The 15277-nt window shown below is 66.3% G+C and carries 14 protein-coding genes and 1 tRNA gene; 10 read left to right on the top strand and 5 right to left on the bottom strand.

Features of this window, described 5'->3' with window-relative positions:
* From trpD to lexA, 6 genes are all read left to right on the top strand, one after another.
* A complete protein-coding gene (trpD, locus tag V5F78_RS08550; RefSeq protein WP_394071430.1) occupies positions 1-1035 on the top strand; it encodes an anthranilate phosphoribosyltransferase in 1035 nt (344 codons plus the stop codon).
* Positions 1032-1823 carry an indole-3-glycerol phosphate synthase TrpC gene (gene trpC, locus V5F78_RS08545; RefSeq protein WP_394071431.1) on the top strand — a complete coding sequence of 264 codons (792 nt, stop codon included), beginning with the start codon at positions 1032-1034 and terminating at the stop codon, positions 1821-1823. The genes trpD and trpC overlap by 4 nt, the downstream gene beginning before the upstream one ends.
* Before the next feature lie 88 nt (positions 1824-1911).
* Positions 1912-2325, top strand: coding sequence for a DUF2147 domain-containing protein (locus V5F78_RS08540; protein ID WP_394071432.1), 414 nt, complete (start codon positions 1912-1914; stop codon positions 2323-2325).
* Positions 2326-2329: 4 nt separating this feature from the next.
* A complete protein-coding gene (gene moaC, locus V5F78_RS08535) occupies positions 2330-2812 on the top strand; it encodes a cyclic pyranopterin monophosphate synthase MoaC (protein ID WP_394071433.1) in 483 nt (160 codons plus the stop codon).
* Between the two features lie 38 nt (positions 2813-2850).
* Positions 2851-4062 (top strand): molybdopterin molybdotransferase MoeA, encoded by a 1212-nt coding sequence (locus V5F78_RS08530; protein ID WP_394071434.1) that lies wholly within the window; start codon positions 2851-2853, stop codon positions 4060-4062.
* Between the two features lie 137 nt (positions 4063-4199).
* Entirely contained in the window at positions 4200-4919 is a 720-nt protein-coding gene (gene lexA / locus V5F78_RS08525) for a transcriptional repressor LexA (RefSeq protein WP_394071435.1), read from the top strand.
* Between the two features lie 42 nt (positions 4920-4961).
* On the opposite strand, the gene V5F78_RS08520 is transcribed toward lexA, so the two are convergent.
* Entirely contained in the window at positions 4962-7244 is a 2283-nt protein-coding gene (locus tag V5F78_RS08520) for a ComEC/Rec2 family competence protein (RefSeq protein WP_394071436.1), read from the bottom strand.
* A 126-nt stretch (positions 7245-7370) separates the two neighbouring features.
* On the opposite strand from V5F78_RS08520, the gene gltX reads away from it, so the two are divergent.
* Together gltX and V5F78_RS08510 are read left to right on the top strand one after the other, a co-directional pair.
* Complete coding sequence (gene gltX / locus V5F78_RS08515) at positions 7371-8786, top strand: glutamate--tRNA ligase (protein ID WP_394071437.1); 1416 nt, start codon at positions 7371-7373, stop codon at positions 8784-8786.
* On the top strand, positions 8783-9061 hold the full coding sequence (locus V5F78_RS08510; RefSeq protein WP_394071438.1) for a sulfurtransferase TusA family protein: 279 nt from the start codon (positions 8783-8785) through the stop codon (positions 9059-9061). Before gltX ends, V5F78_RS08510 begins: the two co-directional genes overlap by 4 nt.
* A 22-nt stretch (positions 9062-9083) precedes the next feature.
* On the opposite strand, the gene V5F78_RS08505 is transcribed toward V5F78_RS08510, so the two are convergent.
* Positions 9084-10250 (bottom strand): M20 aminoacylase family protein, encoded by a 1167-nt coding sequence (locus V5F78_RS08505; RefSeq protein ID WP_394071439.1) that lies wholly within the window; start codon positions 10248-10250, stop codon positions 9084-9086.
* A gap of 157 nt (positions 10251-10407) precedes the next feature.
* On the opposite strand from V5F78_RS08505, the gene V5F78_RS08500 reads away from it, so the two are divergent.
* A tRNA-Lys gene (locus V5F78_RS08500) sits at positions 10408-10483 on the top strand.
* 59 nt (positions 10484-10542) lie between these two features.
* On the opposite strand, the gene V5F78_RS08495 is transcribed toward V5F78_RS08500, so the two are convergent.
* Together V5F78_RS08495 and V5F78_RS08490 are read right to left on the bottom strand one after the other, a co-directional pair.
* Positions 10543-11814 carry a sensor domain-containing diguanylate cyclase gene (locus tag V5F78_RS08495; protein ID WP_394071440.1) on the bottom strand — a complete coding sequence of 424 codons (1272 nt, stop codon included), beginning with the start codon at positions 11812-11814 and terminating at the stop codon, positions 10543-10545.
* A gap of 255 nt (positions 11815-12069) precedes the next feature.
* Positions 12070-13815, bottom strand: a complete 1746-nt coding sequence (locus V5F78_RS08490) for a methyl-accepting chemotaxis protein (protein ID WP_394071441.1) — start codon at positions 13813-13815, stop codon at positions 12070-12072.
* 9 nt (positions 13816-13824) lie between these two features.
* Here V5F78_RS08490 and V5F78_RS08485 point away from each other — a divergent pair, with 9 nt between their 5' ends.
* Complete coding sequence (locus V5F78_RS08485; protein ID WP_394071442.1) at positions 13825-14250, top strand: cupin domain-containing protein; 426 nt, start codon at positions 13825-13827, stop codon at positions 14248-14250.
* 18 nt (positions 14251-14268) lie between these two features.
* On the opposite strand, the gene V5F78_RS08480 is transcribed toward V5F78_RS08485, so the two are convergent.
* Positions 14269-15168: a hypothetical protein gene (locus tag V5F78_RS08480; RefSeq protein ID WP_394071443.1), complete on the bottom strand. Its 900-nt coding sequence runs from the start codon at positions 15166-15168 to the stop codon at positions 14269-14271.
* Between the last annotated feature and the right edge of the window lie 109 nt (positions 15169-15277).

The following is a 15277-nucleotide window of genomic DNA, read 5'->3' as shown; positions in this document are numbered from 1 at the left end:
ATGGAACAGTTCCGTCCCCTGCTCGGCAAGGTCGCGACCGGCGCGGCGCTGACGCGCGAGGAATCCGCCTACGTCTTCGACAAGATGATGTCGGGCGATGCCACGCCCTCGCAGATGGGCGCGCTGCTCATGGGCCTGCGCGTGCGCGGCGAGACCGTGGAGGAAATCGCCGGCGCGGTCAGCGTCATGCGCGCCAAGATGTTGCCGGTGGAAGCGCCGGACGAGGCGGTGGATGTGGTGGGTACCGGGGGCGATGCCTCCGGCTCCTACAATATCTCCACCTGCGCCGCCTTCATTGTGGCGGGCGCGGGCGTTCCGGTGGCCAAGCACGGCAACCGCGCGCTCTCCTCCAAGTCCGGCGCCGCCGACGTGCTGGCCGCGCTGGGCGTGCGGCTGGACCTTATGCCTGAGGGCATCTCGCGCTGTATCGCGGAGGCCGGCATCGGCTTCATGTTCGCGCCCTCTCATCATCCGGCCATGAAGCATGTGGGGCCGACGCGGGTGGAAATGGGCACCCGCACCATCTTCAACCTGCTCGGACCGCTCTCCAATCCGGCCGGCGTGAAGCGCCAGATGGTGGGCGTCTATGCCAAATCCTGGATCGTGCCGCTGGCCGAAGTGCTGCGCACGCTCGGATCGCAGCGGGCCTGGGTGGTCAACGGCTCCGACGGCTTGGACGAGATCACCTTGTCCGGCGTCACCCATGTCGCCTCGCTGGAAGACGACCGCATCCACACGTTCGAGATTGCGCCGGAGGATGTGGGTCTGCGCTGCGTCGCGCCCGAGGCCTTGAAGGGCGGCGATGCCGCTCACAATGCCATCGCCCTGCGCGCGGTGCTGGATGGCGAACCCGGCGCCTATCGCGACGTGGCGGTGATGAATGCTGCGGCGGCGCTGCTCATTGCCGGCCGCGCTGCCGATCTTACCGACGGGGTAGCCATGGCGCAGACCTCCCTCGACACCGGCTCGGCGCGCGCCCGGCTGGAACAGCTGGTGATGGTTTCTGAAAAAGTCGCGCCCCCGGTGAAGTCATGAGCGATATCCTCACCCGCATCGAAGCCTATAAGCGCGAGGAGATCGCCGCCGCCAAGGCCGCGCGCCCGCTTTCCGAGGTGGAAGCGGCCGCCCGCGCGGCCAGCCCGGTTCGCCCGTTCGCCGGCGCCCTGCGCGCGGCTCTGGATGCCGGACGCACCGCTTTGATCGCCGAGATCAAGAAGGCCAGCCCCTCCAAGGGCCTGATCCGCCCTGACTTTGATCCTCCCGCGCTCGCCCGCGCCTATGAGGCGGGCGGGGCCGCGTGCCTCTCCGTCCTCACCGACACGCCCTCGTTCCAGGGCGCGCCGCAATTCCTGATCCAGGCGCGCGCGGCGGTTTCCCTGCCGGTGCTGCGGAAGGATTTCATGTACGACACTTATCAGGTGGCGGAAGCGCGGGCCTGGGGCGCCGACTGCATCCTGATCATCATGGCCGGCGTCGATGACGCGTTGGCCCGCGACCTGCTGGACGCGGCGACCGCCTATGGCATGGACGCCATCGTGGAAGTCCATGACGCAGAAGAGCTGGATCGCGCGCTTGCCCTGCCCTGCACGCTGGTCGGCATCAACAACCGCAATCTGCGGACCTTCGAGACCACGCTGGACACCAGCGCGCTCCTCGCCCCACGGGTACCGAAGGACCGCATCTGCATCGGCGAAAGCGGCATCTTCACTCCGCAGGACGTGACGCGCCTCGCTGGCGTCGGCATCGGCACGATCCTCGTGGGCGAAAGCCTGATGCGGCAAAGCGATGTCGCTTCCGCGACACGCACGCTTCTTGCGGCGTGATCTTGCCGTATACGTCACCTTAGCGTCTAATGGCGGCGCAACCGTCCGCAACGAGGCGGTGCGAGGAAACGATCTCAGGAGAATGCTCATGAGGACGCTGCTTGTGGCGGCTGTGCTGTCGGTCGCCTGCGTACCCGCCTTCGCCGCCGACGTGACCGGCAGTTGGGCGACACCGACGAAGAACGGCATCGTAGAAATCACGAAATGCGGGAATTCCGTTTGCGGCCGGCTGGTCTCTTCCGACGGCATCAAGGCCGATCCGGCGCTGAAGGATCTCAACAATTCCAACGCATCGCTGCGCAGCCGCCCGCTCAAGGGACTGCAGATTCTCCAGGGCTTCTCGGGTGGGCCGACCACCTGGACCGGCGGCGAAATCTACAATGCCGAGGACGGCAAGACCTATAGCGCCACATTGACCCTGGACGGCGACAACACGCTCAAGGTACGCGGTTGCGTGATCGTGCCGCTGTGCCAGACCCAGACCTGGACGAGGAGCCGCTGACGCCATGACCGAACTGACCCATCTGGATGCCCAGGGCGCCGCGCGCATGGTCGACGTCTCGCAAAAGGCGGTCACCACGCGCGAGGCGCTGGCGGAAGGGCGGGTCGTGATGGCGGCGGCGACCCTGGAGCTGATCCTGTCGGGCAATGCGAAGAAGGGCGACGTGCTCGGCGTCGCCCGGATCGCCGGGATCATGGCTTCAAAGCGCACCCATGAGCTCATCCCCCTGTGCCATCCCTTGATGATTTCGAAGGTGGAAGTGGAGATCGAGCCTGATGCGGCCCTGCCCGGTCTCGTGGTGCGCGCGCGGGTGAAGGTGAGCGGACAGACCGGCGTCGAGATGGAGGCGCTGACGGCGGTTTCCCTCGCCTGCCTGACCATCTATGACATGGCCAAGGCCGCTGACCGCGGCATGCGCATCGAGGGGATTCGCCTGCTGGAGAAAGCCGGCGGTCGCTCCGGCGAGTGGCGCGCCGACGACGCCTAAGGCGCCCGAGCCAGAAACAGGAATTTGGAGCAGGCGACATGGCATTGATGCCGGTGGAAGAGGCCCTCGCGCTCGTGGTGGCCGGCGTCGCGCCCTTGTCCGTGCAATCCGTGCCCGTGGACGAGGCTACGGGCCGCGTGCTCGCCGCCGATCTTTGGGCGCGGCGCAGCCAACCGGCGGCCGACATGTCAGCCATGGACGGATATGCGGTGGCCGCCGCCGACATCGCGCAGGTTCCCGCGACCTTGCGCGTCATCGGCGAATCCGCCGCCGGGCGTCCGTTTGCGGGTGCACTCGCGCGGGGGGAAGCAGTGCGCATCTTCACCGGCGCGCTCCTGCCCACGGGCGCGGACACGGTGGTGATTCAGGAGAATATCGCGCGCGACGGCGATCTCATCACCACCACCGCCGCCACCGCACCGCTGCGCAACGTGCGCAAGGCGGGGTTTGATTTTCCCGCGGGCAGCCTGATCCTGCCCGCCGGACGGCGCCTGACGGACCGCGACGTGATGCTGGCGGCGGCGGCCGATCATTCCAGGCTCGACGTCGTCGCGCGGCCGAAGGTGGGGATTTTGCAAACCGGCGACGAGCTGGTTCGCCCGGGCGACGGCGGCGGCGCGCTCTCCGACGTCGTGGTGTCGAATGTCTACGGCCTGGCGGCGCTCGCCCGTGCTTATGGTGCCGAAGCGGTGGATCTCGGCCTCGTAGGCGATTCCCTCGATGCCACCCGCGCCGCGATCCGCGCTGCAAGCGAATCGGGACTAGACGTGCTGATCACCTCCGGCGGGGCCTCGGTGGGTGAGCACGACCTGATCGCCCCGGCTTTGCGGGCCGAAGGCGTGGCGCTGACCGTTCACAGGATCGCCCTGCGGCCAGGAAAACCGCTGATGTTCGGCGCGCGCGGCGGCATGCGCGTGCTCGGCCTGCCGGGCAACCCGGTGTCGGCCTATGTCGGTGCCGTGCTGTTTCTCGTTCCGCTGCTGAATGCGCTTCAGCGCGCCGCCCAGGGCCAACCACTGCGCGCGGCGCGCCTCGGCTGCCCGGTGAAGGCCAATGATTCCCGGGTCGATTACATGCGCGCGACCCTGTCGTTCGCCGCAGACGGGGCCTTGGTCGCAACACCGCTGCCGATCCAGGACAGCTCCATGCTGACCACCCTTGCCATGGCCGATTGCCTGTTGATCCGGCCGGCTTTCGCACCCGCCGGCGCGACCGGCGATCCTTGCTCGGTGCTTCAACTGCCCTCCTGAAATACCGTTAACGCGATGTTCACCCTTGCGGAACACAAAAGGAACAGCTAATGCTTGTTCATGATTTGTTTCGGTTTTGATGATGTCCTTTGGGTCATCGCTGCCGAACCGGAAGCGGGATGGGGACGGGTGAGACCATGCTGACGCGCAAGCAATATGATCTGTTGCGTTTCATCCATGAACGCCTGAAGGAAACCGGCGTCCCGCCCTCCTTCGACGAGATGAAGGAAGCCCTCGACCTTCGCTCCAAGTCCGGCATTCATCGGTTGATCACGGCCCTGGAAGAGCGCGGCTTCATTCGCCGCCTTCCCAATCGCGCCCGGGCGTTGGAAGTGGTCCGCCTGCCGGACAGCGCCGCCCCTGGCCTTGCTGCGAGCCGTGCGGCGTCCGCCGGCGGGCGTGGCTTCTCGCCGAGCGTCATCGAAGGCAGCCTCGGCCGGGTACGCCCGCCGGTGGAGGACGAGGAGAGTTCGCCCACCGTGACCGTGCCGGTCATGGGCCGCATCGCCGCCGGCTCTCCCATTTCTGCGATCCAAACCCGCAGCCACACCTTGAACGTGCCGCCGGAAATGCTGGGCACGGGCGAGCACTTCGCTCTGGAAGTGCGCGGCGACAGCATGATCGAAGCCGGCATCCTGGATGGCGACACCGTGCTGATCCGCAAATGCGACAGCGCCGAGACAGGCGACATCATCGTCGCCCTCGTGGACGACGAGGAAGCCACCTTGAAGCGCCTGCGCAAGAAGGGCGCTTCCATCGCGCTGGAGGCCGCCAACCCGGCCTATGAGACCCGGATCTTTGGTCCGGACCGGATCCGGGTTCAGGGACGGCTCGTCGGCCTGATGCGCCGCTATTGAGCTGTCCGGGTTCCGGCTGATCTGTGTCCGTACCGGCGGGACTTAACGGGCGGCGTCAGCCTCGATCTGTTCGACGGCCCCCGCTTCCCTTTCCCCCTCGGCGACCGGAGGTAAGGGCGGCATCCAAGGGCGCTGCTGGCTGGTGGAGCGGGCCGGAACGATCCGCCATCGTTCGGGCGGCACGGTCCCTTCAGGTGCACGAAACAAGGCAAGCGTGCCGGTATTCACCATGTTGGCGGGCGTGATCACCTGGGCCGGGCACCTCTTGGGGGCAGGGTACGGTGTGACGATGAGCGCCGCGTTCAGGCAGTCCGCCTCCAGCCCCTCCGGCCGGCGCGAGACGGCGAGGACCCCGCCCGAGGTGGAGGCCGTGCACCCCAGCTTGTCGCAGCGAAAGGCGTCGGCCAATCCCTCGGACCGGGAGGTGCGGCCATCACTTTCCCGGCTGAGCCATTGGTCCGCCACCATCCGGTTGGACGTCGCCCCGAGGATGGAGAGCCGTCCGTCCGCCGCGCGCACCGCGACTGTCCGCCCGTTCGGCGCGATCAATATGTCCGGACGCTGCGGCGCTCCGCCGAGCGCGAGTGCTGCCAGCGCCGGAACCACCGCGATCGCCGCGAGCCGTCCGCGCAGGAGGCACAGGCACAACAAGGCAAGGCTCGCGGCAAGGACCGAGGGCGCATTGAACCAGTCGGTCCGCAGGCCGGCGCCCGGCAGCGCCGCGACCTTGTTCGATACGCCCACCATGATGTCGATGCCGAGCCCCATGATGGGCCACGCCAGCGAATCCAGGCCGAACGGCAGCAGCAGCACGCCGAGTAGGCCGAACGGCATCACCAGGAAGCTCACGGCCGGCATGGCGGCGAGATTCGAGAGCAGGCCATAGGCGCCGATTCGCTGGAAATGCAGGGCGCCGTACGGCGCCGTCGCAAGGCCCGCGACCAGGGAGGTCAGCGCGAGGCCGCCCACGAACACGCCAAGCTTCAGCGCGGCGCGCGCGACCCATCCCTCTGCGGTCCATCCCGGCCGCAACGGACGCAACCGCTCGAACGCCGCCACCAGCGCGAGCGTCGCGGCAAACGACATCTGCATCCCGGGATCGAGCACCGAGACCGGCGCCGCCGCGAGCACCAGCACCGCCGCAACCGCGACGCTTCGAAGGGTCAGCGCGGCGCGTCCGACGATCACGCCCAATAGCACCAGGCCCAGCATCAGGAACGAGCGCTGCGCGGCCACGTCATTGCCCGACAGGACGAGATAGAGCGCGCTTCCCAGCAATGCGCAGAGCGCCGCGAGAGACTTGACCGGCGCGCCGAGCGCCAGAGGTGGGAACAGCGCTAACAACCCGCGCACCAGGGCGAACAGCGTGCCCGCCACCAGCGCCATGTGCAGCCCGGAAATCGAGAGCACATGGGTCAGGCCGGAGAGGCGCATGCTCTCTTCCACGGCCGGCGCGATGGAGGAGCGGTCGCCGGTCACGAGCGCCACGGCGATATCGGCGGCAGCGCCGCTCAGCACCAGGCGGATGCGGGCGGCGAGCGCGACCCGCACCGTGTGGACCAAAGCGGCGATGCGCACCGAGAGCGGTGGCGCCTGCGCCAGGGGGGCCGCTTTCGGCGCGCCGAGGGCGAAGCCCACCGCGTCGATGCCGGCGAACCACGGTGCCCGGCCGAAATCATGCTCTCCCGCCATGGCCGGCCCGAGTGGCGGCAGTAGCCGCGCGGAAACGCTGATCCCGGCGCCGACGGTGGGCGCCGAGCCACGCGGCAACGACAGGCGCACCCGTTCCGGCTTGAAAGCCAGTCCCCGTGCTTGGGCGGTCTCGACCCGCAGCAGGATTCGGTCGGCGGTGGCGCGTTTCTCCAGATGCTCCACGAATCCCGTCAGCCGCACCGTCCCCGCTGGTGGGATAAGGATCGGCCGCGTGATGCGGGCGGTCTGGAGGCAGGCCAGGGTAAAGCCGCAGGCGAGCGCCGTCACGCCCGCCAGCACTGCGAAGGAATAGACGCGCGCCCGCGCCGCGAGCGTCGCGGCCAGCAGCGCCGCCGTCAGCAGAAGGCACGCGACCAGCGAGGGCTCCTGGTCGGCGCCGAAATAGAGCAGGATGCCGACGGCAAACAGCACCGGCAGCCACAGCACCAGCCGCCCCGCCTCCGCCTCGGCGCGGATGTCAGCGGCAAGGGCGGCGAACAGGCGCGCCCGCAGATCGCCGAGGATACTGAGCGGGCGCGGCGCGGCCTGTCCCGTGCCCCAGACAGCGGCGCGCGCGCCGCGCATCCGTGCGCACGACGGGCCGTCCTCGCCGGTGTTTGATGTCCCTGCCATGCCCCCGCGTTCCCCAACGCGCGCGCCTATGCTACACGGGCGCCGCCCGCGCGCCACATGCCGGCGATGCACCAAGCATCCCGGCGACGCGCCCGCCCCGCTCCAGACCCCTTTTCGGCGGACTTCATGTCAGAGATCGTTACGCGCTTTGCTCCTTCTCCCACGGGCTTCCTGCACATCGGCGGCGCCCGCACCGCCTTGTTCAACTGGCTCTATGCCAGGGCGAAGGGCGGCAAGATGCTGCTGCGCATCGAGGACACGGACCGCCAGCGCTCGACCAAGGAAGCCATCGACGCGATCCTCGATGGCCTGAAATGGCTCGGCATCGAATGGGATGGCGACACGGTCTATCAGTTTGCCCGTGTCGCGCGGCACCAGGAAGCGGTGGCGCAGATGGTGGCGCTGGGCAATGCCTATCCCTGCTATGCCAGCGCGGAAGAGCTGGAGGAGATGCGCGAGACCGCCCGCAAGGAAGGCCGCCCCCCACGCTATGACGGCCGCTGGCGTGATCGCGATCCAGCCGAGGCGCCGAAGGACCGCAAGCCGGTGATCCGCCTGCGCGCGCCGCAGGAGGGCGAGACCGTGATCCACGACCTCGTGCAGGGCACCGTCACCTTCCCCAACAAGGATCTGGACGACCTCGTCCTGCTGCGCTCCGACGGCACGCCCACCTATATGCTGGCGGTGGTGGTGGACGACCATGACATGGGCGTCACGCACATCATCCGCGGCGACGACCATCTCACCAATGCCGCCCGTCAGACCCAGATCTATCGCGCGCTTGGCTGGCCGGTGCCGGAAATGGCCCACATCCCGCTGATCCACGGGCCGGACGGCGCCAAGCTCTCCAAGCGTCATGGGGCGCTCGGGGTCGATGCCTACCGCGCCATGGGGTATCTGCCGGCGGCTCTGCGCAATTATCTGGTGCGCCTCGGCTGGAGCCACGGCGACCAGGAGATGTTCTCCACCGAGGAAATGATCGCTTTGTTCGATCTCGACCATGTGGGCCGCTCGGCCGCGCGGTTCGATTTCCAGAAACTGGAAAACATCAACGGGCATTACATCCGCGCGAGCACGGACGATGACTTGTTCGATGCGGTCATGGCCCTCATCCCCCATCTGCCGGATGGCGCGGAGCGGCTTGCCAAGATGACGCCGGAGCACAAGGCGCAACTGCGCGCCGCCATGCCCGGCCTGAAGGAGCGGGCGAAGACGCTGGTGGAATTGCTGGACAATGCCGGCTTCATCTTCGCCGAACGCCCCCTGCCGCTGGAAGAGAAGGCGAGCGCGTTGCTTACCGGGGAGGCCCGCGCCCATCTCGGCGCCCTCCTGCCGGCGCTCGCCGCGGTCGAATGGACCGTGCCGGCCACCGAAGCGGCGGTCCGGGCCTATGCGGAGACCGCTGGCATCAAGCTCGGCGCCGTCGCCCAGCCGCTGCGCGCCGCCCTCACCGGGCGCACCACTTCGCCGCCGATCTTCGACGTTCTGTCGGTGCTGGGCCGCGAGGAGAGCCTCGCCCGGCTCAAGGAGCAGGCGGCGTGATCGGCCCGTTCCCGCGTCGGCCGCTGCCGGATGGGCCGCAGGCCGGCCCGAGCGAGGTGCATTTGGACCTGAAGGGCCTGAAATGCCCCCTGCCCGCCCTGCGCACCCGCAAGGCGCTCGCGACCCTCGCGCCGGGAACGCTCCTGGTGGTGACCTGCACCGATCCGATGGCGGTCATCGACATCCCCCACATCGCCCAGCAGACAGGCGATGCCTTCGAGGGGCGCACGGTGGAAGCCGGGGTGCTCGAATTCCGTCTGCGCAAGGCGAAGTGACCGCGCAGGACGCCGCCTAAGCTCAGGCCGGCGCCAGGGCTGTTTCCACCAGGCGCACCCAATAGGACGCGCCGAACGGGATCGCTGCATCGGCGAAATCATAGGCGGGATGGTGCAGGCCGGCGCTCGGTCCATTGCCCACGAAGATATAGGCGCCGGGGCGCGCTTCCAGCATATAAGCGAAATCCTCGGCCGCCATGAGCGGCGGGGCGGCCCCGTTCACCTGCGGCGCGCCGGCCACATCCTCCGCCACGCGCTGCGCGAAGGCAGCCTGGGCGGGGTGGTTCATGGTGACGGGATAGCCCTCGACAAACTGCACGTCGGCACGCGCGCCGAATGCGCCAGCCACGCCTTCCGCGATCTGCTTCACCCGTTCGCGCAACTGCATGCGCACGGCGGGCGAGAGGCTGCGCAGCGTGCCGGTGAGTTTCGCGCTCGGCGGCAGCACATTGTCGGCATCGCCGGCATGGAACATGGCGATAGACACCACGCCGGACTCCAGCGGGTCCACGTTGCGCGCCACCACCTGCTGCAATGCGGTGACGATGGAGGCGCCGGTCAGCACGACGTCCACGCCCTCATGGGGCTTGGCGGCGTGGGAGCCCTTGCCCTCGATGGTGATCTCCACATGGTCGGCGGAAGCCATGATGGCCCCTTCGCGGATGCCGAAGAAGCCCACCGGCAGACCCGGCAGATTGTGCATGCCATAGACTTCGTCGATGCCGAACCGCTCCATCAGCCCGTCCTGAACCATGGCGCGGCCGCCCGCGCCGCCTTCTTCGGCCGGCTGAAACACCATGATGGCAGTGCCGGCGAAGTTGCGCGTTTCAGCCAGGTGGCGCGCGGCGCCCAGCAGCATGGCGGTGTGCCCGTCATGGCCGCAGGCGTGCATCTTTCCCGGCGTCTTGGACGCATAGACGGCGCCGGTGCGTTCCAGAATCGGCAAAGCGTCCATATCCGCCCGCAGGGCGATGGTGCGCCCTGCCCCGCCATTGCCCCGGATCACGCCCACGACGCCGGTGCGCCCAATGCCGGTGACCACCTCATCGCAGCCGAACGCCTGCAATTGCTCGGCGACAAAGCCCGAGGTCACAGGCAGATCATATTGCAGCTCCGGGGTTTGGTGGAGTTGCTGGCGCCAGGCGGTGATTTCGTCCGCCGCATCGGCGAGACGGTTGATGACGGGCATGAAGGGCCTCCTTCTGCGCCGGATGGTGCGCGCGCGTGCGGGATGCGGTCAATACCGCGCGGGGCGGTAATCGGGCGCATACGGCCGGCTGCGCACAGGCAGTTTCCCTTAGCCACCTTGACCCTGCGGCCCGCGCAGCCTAACACCCATGCCCAGTGAGCCCGTAGCTCAGCCGGTAGAGCACGTGACTTTTAATCATGGGGTCTCGGGTTCGAATCCCGACGGGCTCACCATTCACACCAGCCGCATGGTTCTGCCCGGGTGCTTGCCGCGCGCGTGACGTGATGCGTGCCTAGGCGATGTGCAGCTCTAGCCTGTCCCGGCCGCTGTTCTTGGCCCGATAGAGCGCCTCGTCGGCATGGCGCATGAAGTCCGCGACAGTGAGATCGGCCGGGATCTTCACCGCGCAGATGCCGATGCTCACGGTCACCGAGGCCAGATAGGGATGGATCTCGATCCAGGGCTCGCGGGCCATGGCGGCGCGGATGCGCTGGCTGACCGCGACGGCGCCCTCGGCGGTTGCATCCGGTAGCACCACCGCGAATTCCTCCCCGCCGACGCGCGCCGCAAGGTCGATTGACTGGCGGACCGCCTCCTGGACGATCTGCGCTGTCCGTCGCAGACATTGGTCGCCGACCACATGGCCGAAACGATCGTTGACCGATTTGAAATGATCAATGTCGACGAGCAGCAGCGAAATCGCGGCGCCCTCGCGGCGGCAGCGTTGCCAGGCTTCATCCAGCCCGGCGTCGAACCTGCGGCGGTTGGGTAGGCCTGTCAGCCCGTCGGTGGCGGCCATGGCGGCGAGATCGGCCAGGGCGCGTTTCAGCAGTGAGATGTCGGAATGGGTGAAATAGCCGATGCCGCTGGCGGTGCGGCGCGCGATCACCCGGCGCCAGCGCCCGCCCGGCAATTCCACCTCGAACGGCGCGCCGGCGAAACGGAGATTGTCGAGCATGGAAACATCAAGCGCCCGACCCGGCGCCCCCGATTTCACCCAGGCCCGCCTGACAATATCAATCAGCGTCAGGCCGATGATCGGTTCGCCGGGGGCGATGTCGTAGAGCGCGCGGAACTCGCCATTGACGGCGATGATCTTGTCGTTCTGGTCCAGCACCATCGCGCCGTCGGCGATATAATCGAGCAGATCAATGGGAAATTCGTTCCAGAGGGCGGGATCCGGGGCGTGGGAGTTCTCTTCGGAAAGCTCGTGCCAGATTCGGATGCGCCCACCGTCGGGGGTCTGAAGAGAGGCAACCCGCAAGCGACGGCCATTATGCGTAAAAACAAAGGGTCGTGTTTGATTGCGATGACGATCGACGCCTTCATCAATATAGCGCTCGATGTTAGACATCTCTTCTTCTGGCAATCTGTTCGAATAGAATCGACGCAGGTTTTCGCGATAGGGTTCGCCAGAATAGACGTGACCGTCATGTTCCGGAAAAAACCGCGTAAACGCGGGATTCCAGGAGATAGTCCGATCTTCTGAATCAAAAAGGCATACAGCTATATCTATAGTGTCAAGTAATGTTGATATAAAGAAGTAAATACCTTGTTCAGACACGGGTGTACTCTAACGGTTTTCGCCACGTTGAATATTAATTCATACCACAAGCCGGTAACAAGCGTTTCCTTTTTCATGGTAAAATGGTGTTGATGCGGTGTTGTTTTAAACGATTATTGGGCAGTGCTTCGTGGCTTTTGGTGCAAGACGCTCGATTCTTTTGGACAAATCTCCCCGGAAACTCAGGCAAGAAAGCACCTTAAGGGCGTTAAAATTGCCTGATTTTCCGAAGTAGACCTGATCAAATACAACGTATTAGCGCGAGGAATCCGAGGTGTCTTCCAAGAGGGCGGCCATTTCTCCGTTCAGCCGTTCGGCAAAATGGGACACTTCCGTTGCGACGCTGCGCGCCTGCATTGCACCCGCGCGAATCTCTTTCGTCTTGCCCGACACCTGGGTGATCATCTGGCTGACGGAATGTGTCGTCGCCACCTGCTGCTGAACCCCGGCGGACAGGGCGACAAACACTTGGCTGACCTGTCCCACATTGCCGGAAATATCGCTGACGGCGGTCGCGGCTTCTGTGCTCGTCGCCTGGACCGCCTCGACCTGCGTGCGGATCTCCTTCGTGGCGTTGGCGGTCTGCACGGCAAGCGCCTTGACCTCCTGCGCCACGATCGCAAATCCCCGCCCGGCCTCGCCCACGCGCGCCGCCTCGATGGTCGCGTTGAGGGCGAGCAGGTTGGTCTGGGCGGCGATTTTCTCGATCAGCGCGGTCACCGCGCCGATGCGGCCCACGCTGTCGGCCAGTCCCCGCACCAGGCTGTCGGCCGATGTGGAACGGTCGGCGGCGTCCTGCGCCATGGTTGCCGCGTGCTGGATCTGCTTCGAAATTTCATCGAACGAGGCCGCCATTTCGACGGCGGCGGCGCTCACCGAGGACGCCGCACTCTCAGAGCCTTCGCTCAGTTCCAGCAGAGTGTCGCTTTCCGTGCTCATGTTGGTGGCGGTGTGCCGCAGACCGTCGACCACTTCGGTCACGCCCGCCGCGACCTCGATGCTCTTGGTGATGACCGACCAGGTCAGGATCGGGCCGAGGTAGACGCCCTGCGAATCGTGCGCCGCCGACACCCGCAATTGCAGCGTCTCGGGTCCGACGCGAATCTTCGCCGAATGGGGCAGGTTCTTGGGGTCCGCGAGCATCGCGCGCTGATGTTCGGGATGCTTGTGGAAAATGTCGATCGAGGTGCCCACCAGGTCATCCGCCTTGATCGGCAGATGCTTCTCGATGCGCCGCAGCGTCTCGATGCTTGCCCGGTTGGCGTAATTGATCTTCAGGTCTTCCTTCTCGCACGTCATCACATTGATCGGCAGTTCGTCGATCATATTGAGCAGATGCTCGGTCTTCTGTTTTTGCTCCAGAACCTGCGTCACGCGGTTCCAGGTGAGTTGGGCGAAACGATACTTTCCGCGGGCATCCAGGATCGCGTTGATGTTGAGATCGAGCGTCTCGTTGCCGGCGCGGATCACGGTCTGATACGGCAGCTTGCTCGGGTCCTGGACGATTCGACGGGCCTGTGCGGGATGGTGGTGAAACAGATCCAACGAGGATCCCACCACGGCGTCGGGCGAAATATGCAGGACGTGCTCAATGTCCCGCAGCAATTGCCGGGACTGATGGTTGGCATATTGGATGATGCAACTGGCCGGGTCGCACAGCATGATGGCGAAGGGCAGGTGGTCGAGGAATTCCATGCCGGCAAAGCTGGGGCCTGTCGTGCGGGGCATGGCGATAACTTGAGCTTTGGACATTACGTTTCCTTCTGCCCTGGTCCCTTGTGCACAAGCGATGACACATCTGCCATGCTGGGCGCTGTGAGATGGCGCAGCCGCAAAATCTCCTTGAAAGCTTGTGTCTGGCTGACTTGGCCGAGGCGTGCGTGGAAAACCGGCGATCCGGCTGAATATGCGGCGCACCAACCCCATGGCAGAGCCGATTTTATTGATCCTGCTCAAGTTTTTGACGCTAAAATCAAGCGTGCGCTCAAATCGGAACGGCAAGGAACGGGCATGTCATATCGGCCATTCGCCATATCTCTCGGCATTGCCGCGCTAACTTCGGTCGCAGCGTTCGCGCAGGGCGAGTCGCCAGTCGTGGTGAAGCCGATCGCATCCGCGACCACGACCGCGTCGGGCCAGCCGATTCATTTTCCGCCCGGCGACGCGCGAGTCACCTTCTCGGAATATGTGATCGCGCCGGGTGCACGCCTGCCGGCGCACAAGCACCCTTATCCGCGCTTCGCCTATGTCTTGGCGGGCACATTGTCGGTGACCGTGGAAGCCACGGCGCAGACCTTCACGTACAAGCCCGGCGACGCCATTTTCGAGGTGATCGACCAATGGCATTTCGCGGTCAACGACGGGCCGGAGGCGGTCCGCCTGCTGGTGGTGGACACCTTGCCGGACGGCGCCGCGAGCACGATCATCCGGAAATAGCCGCCATGCGGGCGGTGGTCAGAGAGCGCAGCGGGTCTGCGCCGTCAGGCCATTGGGCGCCCCCCATTCGTTGGACGGCAAGCTGGCGAAGGCACCGTCGAACACCTGCCGCTGCATGGTGAAGCGCACCGGCTTGCCGTCGGGTGCAAAGTCCACGATCCAGAAATAATCATAGGTCGCCCACGGCCAGCTCGCCGGAACATCCGGCAGCGTGCCAAGGTGCAGCAATTGCCGCAGCGTCACCTTCTGGCCTGGGTTGGCGGCTTCGAGATCCGCATCGGCGATGTGATCGTGTTCCCACACCATCACCACCGTCCGGCCCGCGAAGCGCGGATCGTTCATCACGTCATTCACGGCCTGCTGGGTGCGGGTCGTGACGAGCTGGACGAACTCGGCTTTGCGGGCGGCCTTGTCCGGCTTGCGCGCAACCTTCTTGGGCTTGGCCTCAGCGGATGGGGCGGCGGCCGGCGCGGCGTCAGTGGCAGAGGTGGCAGAACCAGGGGCGGAAGGACCGGGAGCGGAAGGCGTGGCCGCCGCCGGCTTCGCCAGCTTCTTGCGCGCGCTGGTATGCGCCTCTGGCAGCGCCGAATACATCACCACCGGCAGGGACCAGGTGGCGGCGGCGGGCGCGGCGAGCTCCATGGTATGCAAGGTTACGGCGAGGATAGCGGCCGGTGCCGTGCCGTCCGGGAACAGGCTGTCCTTCGCGCCCTTGCCGAGATAATGCGCCGCGAGCGCCTTGGCGCGGTCGTTGCCGACGCGGCACAGCCGATAGGCATCCTGCTTTTCGCCATGGCGCAGGATGATGATGCGCGCGGGCGCAGCGCTCGCCGGCAGGGTCGCGAAAAATCCCGCGCCGGCCAGGCCCAAGGTCAGCAAGCTGCGAAAAGCGAGGCGCGAGAAGCAAAACGCGGCCATGAAACATCCCCCCGTGGCGGTCCCGCCGGACCTTACCAAATGTCGCGGCCTCCGCCATGCTCCTGGCACAGCTTGCCAATGTCCCCGCCCTCGCCTATGCGAAGCGACG

Source organism: Roseixanthobacter glucoisosaccharinicivorans, from assembly GCF_043195095.2.
Classification (GTDB): Bacteria; Pseudomonadota; Alphaproteobacteria; order Rhizobiales; family Xanthobacteraceae; genus NCEH01.
Note: the sequence above shows the minus strand (reverse complement) of the source record. Positions and strands in the feature narration are given on the sequence as shown.